Below are 5,542 nucleotides of genomic sequence, written 5' to 3'. Positions count from 1 at the left end.
TCCCGGGCCCCGGCCCCCCCCCCCCCCCCCCCCCCCGCCCGGGGGGGGAAACGCCCGGGCCGGTCCCTCAGGGACCGAGTGTGCATGCGGGGGCTTCGCGCGATGAGCGTTGATGGGCAGGAAGAGCCGTTCGGCGGGGGCGGGCTGCCCGCGGACGGCGGGCTTCCTTCTCGGCAGGTGCCGGGCCCCGGCGGACCTTTCCCGGTTCCGTCCGGGGCTCTGCAGCCCGGCGTGGGGGGGCGGTCGCCCCGCGCGCGGGGGCCTCCCTCCGGGGCAGGTGCCGACCCAGGGCGGACCTTCCCAGGTCCCGCCCGGGGCTCCGGCCGCCGGAGCGGCCGAGCCCGGGGTGCCGCAGCAGCGCGACCCGGTGGGTTCGCTCGCCGACGATCTGCTCGCGGGCGGTGAACCGCCGGTCGCCGACGCCGAGTTGATCGCCCGGATGCGTACCGGCGACGACTCCGCGTACGAGGAGCTCTACCGCCGGCACGCCGACGCGGTGCGCCGCTACTCCCGCACCTGCTGCCGTGACGCCCACACCGCGGACGACCTCACCTCCGAGGTCTTCGCGCGCATGCTGCAGGCGGTGCGCGGCGGTTCAGGGCCCGAGCACGCCGTACGGGCTTATCTGCTCACGACCGTACGAAGGGTCGCGGCGGCCTGGACCAAGTCGGCCAAGCGCGAGCAACTCGTCGAGGACTTCGCGGTGTTCGCCACGCAGGCTTCGCGTACCTCCGAGGTCTCCGACGACGACACACTCGACCTCGGCGCCGACGTGCTCGCGATGCACGAGGCCGAGCGCTCCATGGTGATGCAGGCGTTCCGCAGCCTCTCCGAGGAGTGGCAGGCGGTCCTGTGGCACACCGAGGTCGAGGACGATCCGCTGAGCGCGGTCGCCCCGCTGTTCGGGCACACCTCGACCAACACCACGGCGCAGCTGGCTAGTCGGGCCCGTGAAGGGCTCAAGCAGGCGTATCTGCAGGCGCATGTCAGCGTGACACTTGCGGACGACGACGAGTGCGCGCGCTATGCCGACCGGCTCGGCGCGTATGCGCGCGGGCGGCTGAGGACGCGGGCCGAGCGCGGTCTGCGCAAGCACATGGAGGACTGCGCCAAGTGCCGGCTCGCCGCCGGGCAGATCAAGGAACTGGCCAGCGGGATCCCGGGAGTTGTGCCGGTCGCCGTCATCGGCTGGTTCGGTGCCGCGGGCTATACGGCGAAGGTCGCCGGACTCATCGGCGGTGGCGCGGCGGGTGCCGCGGGCGCCGGTGCCGCGGCGCCCGCCTCGGGCAGCCGAGGTGGTGCGGCCGCCGGAGGCGCGGCCGCCGGCGAAGGGCTCGGTGCGCCGGCGAAGGCCGGTATCGCGGCGGCCGTAGTGGTCGCGGCGGGCGTCGCGGTGGCGCTTGCCCTCGCGGGCGACGAACCCAAGCCGAAGGCCGATCCGAAGCCCAAGCCGCCGCCGGTGTCGCAGCCGGTGGTGCCGCAGAAGCCCGCGCCCAAGCCGCCGCCGGAGCCCGAGCCGCCCGCGCCGCCGGTGGTCGCGCCGGATCCGACGCCGACGCCCACGCCGACTCCTCCGCCCCCGCCGAAGCCTTCCCCCAAGCCGACGCCGCCCGCTCCCAAGCCGACGCCGCCGCCTCCCCCTCCGCCGCCACCGCCGGCCCCGGAGGCGTATCACATCAACGAGTTGCAGTACGGGCTCTTCGGGGACGGGACCCAGCCCGAGGTGCGCCTCGGGGAGTCCAGCTGGATCTGGCAGCGGCAGGGGCTCGGGATCGCCGGGCAGCGGTACGCGCACGGAGTGACCGTCCACGCGTACTCGTCCGTGATGATCGATCTGAACCGTGAGTGCACCGCGTACGACGCGTTCGCCGGGGTGGACGACCTCACGTTCGGGCACGGGGCGGTGCGGTTCTCGGTGTACGCGGACGGGGTGCGGCTGTGGCAGTCGGGTGTGGTGCGCGGGGGTGAGCCCGCGGTGCCGGTGCATGTGGATCTGACCGGGCGGAAGACGTTGCGGCTGGTGGTGGAGCCGCATTCCGTGGTGGACTCGCCGGCGTTGGTGGACTGGGCGCAGTCGCGGATCAGTTGTCGCTGACGGGCGTGGGGCCGAGCAGCTCCAGGATGTTCTCCGGCGTCAGGACCTCCCCCGTCGACCACTCGCGCTCATAGGCCTCACTGCCCAGTCGCTCCCGCAGCCTCGCGCGGACCTCGGCGGCCTCCGTGCGGTCCGGTTCCGGGGCGGGGAGCGAAGCACGCCACTGGGTCGCGGCGGCCAGCACCCGGGTGGCACGGGGGTCGTCGAGGTCTGTCAGGAGGGCGGCGGTCACCTCGGCGAGCGTGGCGAGGACCGGCTCGGAGCACTTGTGCTGCACGGCCAGGCGCAGCCCGGCCACCGCCTTCGGCAGCGCGGCCGCCGGTCCTGACTCCAGAGCGGTGATCTTCGCGTCCGCCTCCGCGACACCCGCCTCGAACTGCGGCGGGGGCGTGGCGCGTGCACCCCACTCGACACTCGAACGCCACTCGGAACGGGCGAGTTCGAGGTTCCCCTCGGCCAGGGCCACGTACGCGGAGAGCAGGCGGACGAACGCGCGGGTGTCCAGGACTCCGTAGCGCTCGCTCTCCTCGTCGGACTCGATGATGGCCCGCCTCGCGAGGGGCAGATCGCCCGCGCGGTAGGCGATCTCGGCGAGCCGGGCGATCAGGAGCGGTGCCTCCGCGTACACGCCCATCTCGTACGCGAGGAGCAGGCCCTCCTCGTACTCCGCCTGCGCCTCGGCGAAGCGGCCACGGGCCATCGCGGCCTCGCCGACCGCCGTGCACACATGGGCCTTGAGCCAGCGGTCGCCGACCTGGCGGGACAGCGTCCTCAGCTCCGCCAGGTCCTTGTCCACGGCGCCGAGACCGCCGCGGGTGTCGACGGCGACATGGGCGCGGAAGAGCAGGGCGACGCACATCTCCCAGGGGCCGCCGTACAGGCGCCAGGCCTCGGTGGCCGCCTCCATCGCCTCGCGGCCGCCGCTCGTGCCGTCCAGCACGAAGGTGGCGAACGGCCACAGGAGGCCGGGGAACGTGGCGGACTGCGGGATCGGACGGCCGAAAACCTCGCGCAGCAGGGCCAGTTCGGCCCGCGCCCGCGGCTCGTCCAGGGGCTGGCCGGGCACTGAGTCCGAGAGCAGGAACAGCTGCAGCAGACGCAGCCGCATACGCGGCCAGTAGCGCGGGTCCGCTTCGGCCTCCGGCCCGGTCGGGCTCCCGTCCGGGCCCGTCGGGTCCTCGCCGAGCGCGAGGGCGGCGGCGCTCCAGTCGCTGCCCTCGCGGCGGTAGTTGCGCAGGGACCAGAACCAGCCCATGGCGAGGGCGAGTTCGAGCGCGGTCCGCTCGTCGCCGGTGGTGACGCTGTGCTGCAGTACGGCGCGGAGGTTGTCGAGGTCCCGCTCCACCCGGCCGACCCAGGGCAGCTGTTCGGCGGTGCGCAGCAGCGGGTCGGCCTGTTCCATGAGGGCGAGGAAGTAGTCCGTGTGCCGCCTGCGGGCCTCGGCACGGGTCGCCGGCTCCTCCTCGGCGCGCTCCGTGGCGTACTCGTGGATGGTTTCGAGCATGCGGTAGCGCATGCCTTCGTCCCCGCGGCGGCAAGGAGCCGCGACGATCAGGGACTTGTCGACCAGGGCGCCGAGCAGCAGGGCGGCGTCCCCGCTGCACACCGCCTCGGCCGCGGGCAGGTCCCAGCCGCCGGCGAAGACAGAGGCCTCGCGCAGGAAGGTGCGCTCCTTCTCGTCGAGCAGCTCCCAGGACCAGTCGACAACCGCGCGCAGGGTCTGCTGGCGGGGCAGCACGGTCCGGCTTCCCGAGGTGAGCAGCCGGAAGCGGTCGTCGAGGCGGTCGGCGATCTGGCGCGGAGTGAGCAACCGCAGCCGGGCGGCGGCCAGTTCGATCGCGAGCGGCAGGCCGTCCAGGCGGGTGCAGATCTCCGCGACGGCCGCGCGGTGTTGCTCCGGGTCGAAGCCGGGCAGCACGGCGGCGGCCCGTTCGGCGAAGAGACGGTGGGCGGGCTCTTCCGGGAGCGGGTCGACGGGCCGTACGGACTCGCCGGGCACGCCGAGGGGCTCCCGGCTGGTGGCGAGGATCCGCAGCTTCGGGCAGTGCGTGAGCAGGGCCTCGGCGAGGTGGGCGGCGGCGTCGATGACGTGTTCGCAGTTGTCGAGGATCAGGAGCAGCTCGCGGTCCGCGCAGAACTCGGTGAGCAGCGCCACCGGGTCGTCCTGCGTGACCGAGAGCTCGCTCGTGCGCAGCACCGTGTCCCGCAGGCCCAGGGCGCTGACCACCGCGCCGGGGACCGCGTCGGGCCGCTCGAGCGGGGCGAGTTCGGCGAGCCATGCAGGGGCGGGGTGCCAGGCGGCCGTCTCCTCCGCGAGGCGGGTCTTGCCGGAGCCGCCGGGGCCGGTGAGGGTGACGAGGCGGGCGTTCTTCAGATCCGTACGGATGGCGGCGAGTTCGGGTTCCCGGCCGACGAAGGAGGTCAGGCGGGGGCGGAGGTTGCCGGTGGCAGCGGGGCGGTCCGGGTGCTCCCGTCCGGGCGGGGCTTGCTGGGTGAGCGATCCGGGGTTCGGCCACTTGGGGTGGGGTGAGGCGGGGCTGGGTGAGGCGGGGCTTGAGCTGGGGCTGGGTGAGCTGGGGCTGGGTGAGCTGGGGCTGGGTGAGCCGATGGTTGGTGAGCCGATGGTTGGTGAGCTGGGGCTGGGTGAACCGGTGCTTGATGAACCTGTGGTCAGCAACTGGGCGTGCAGGGACTGGAGTTCGGGGCCGGGGTCGGTGCCGAGGCCGTCCGCCAGGATCCGGCGCACCGCCTCGTACGCCGCCAGCGCGTCCGCGCCCCGGCCCGCGTCGCGCAGCGCGCGCAGGAGCTGCGCGTGCAGCGGCTCGTCGTACGGGTGCACGCCGATGAGCTCCCGCAGTTCCGGTACGAGCTCACGCCCGCGCCCGAGCCGCAGATCCGCCTCGATCCGCAGGCGGGTGGCCTCCAGGCGCTGGGCCTCGGGGCGGGCGGCGGCCGCGCGGTCGGGCAGGTCGGCGAGGGCGGGGCCGCGCCAGAGCGCCAGGGCCTCGCGCAGGGTGCGGGCCGCGGTGTCCGCGTCGCCGTGGTCGAGGGCGGACTGCCCGTCCCGTACGAGCGCTTCGAAGCGGTGCAGGTCGATGTCGTCCGGGTCGGCGGTGAGGCGGTAGCCGCCGGGAGCTGACGCGATCGCGTCCTTGCCGAGGGCGCGGCGGAGGCGGCCGATGAGGGCCTGGAGCGCGGCGGGGGCGTCGTGGGGCGGGTGCTCGTGCCAGACGTCGTCGATCAGTGCGTCGACGCTCGCGGTGTGGCCTGCGCGCAGGGCCAGGGCGGCGAGCAGGGCACGCAGCCGTGCGCCTCCGAGGGGCACGGCTGTGTCTGCGTCGTCTCGCGCCTCTGTGGCGCCCAGGATTCGGTACCGCACGGGGTCATTGTGTCTGGGGCGGGGTGTCCGGGGGCGGGGGCGGGTCTCCGGGGGCGGGTGCGGGTCTC

2 protein-coding genes are annotated in these 5,542 nt (G+C 74.6%); one reads left to right on the top strand and one right to left on the bottom strand.

Features of this window, described 5'->3' with window-relative positions; genetic code table 11:
- Positions 1 to 277: 277 nt before the first annotated feature.
- Positions 278 to 2,095 carry a sigma-70 family RNA polymerase sigma factor gene (locus tag JAO81_RS40070; RefSeq protein ID WP_374194418.1) on the top strand — a complete coding sequence of 606 codons (1,818 nt, stop codon included), beginning with the start codon at positions 278 to 280 and terminating at the stop codon, positions 2,093 to 2,095.
- On the opposite strand, the gene JAO81_RS40065 is transcribed toward JAO81_RS40070, so the two are convergent.
- Positions 2,082 to 5,474 (bottom strand): BTAD domain-containing putative transcriptional regulator, encoded by a 3,393-nt coding sequence (locus JAO81_RS40065; RefSeq protein WP_199552935.1) that lies wholly within the window; start codon positions 5,472 to 5,474, stop codon positions 2,082 to 2,084. The two genes, JAO81_RS40070 and JAO81_RS40065, sit on opposite strands and share 14 nt — an antisense overlap.
- Positions 5,475 to 5,542 lie beyond the last annotated feature (68 nt).

The sequence above is a fragment of the Streptomyces sp. N35 genome (genome assembly GCF_016464295.1).
GTDB lineage: Bacteria > Actinomycetota > Actinomycetes > Streptomycetales > Streptomycetaceae > Streptomyces.
This window is presented reverse-complemented; position numbering and strand designations above follow the sequence as displayed.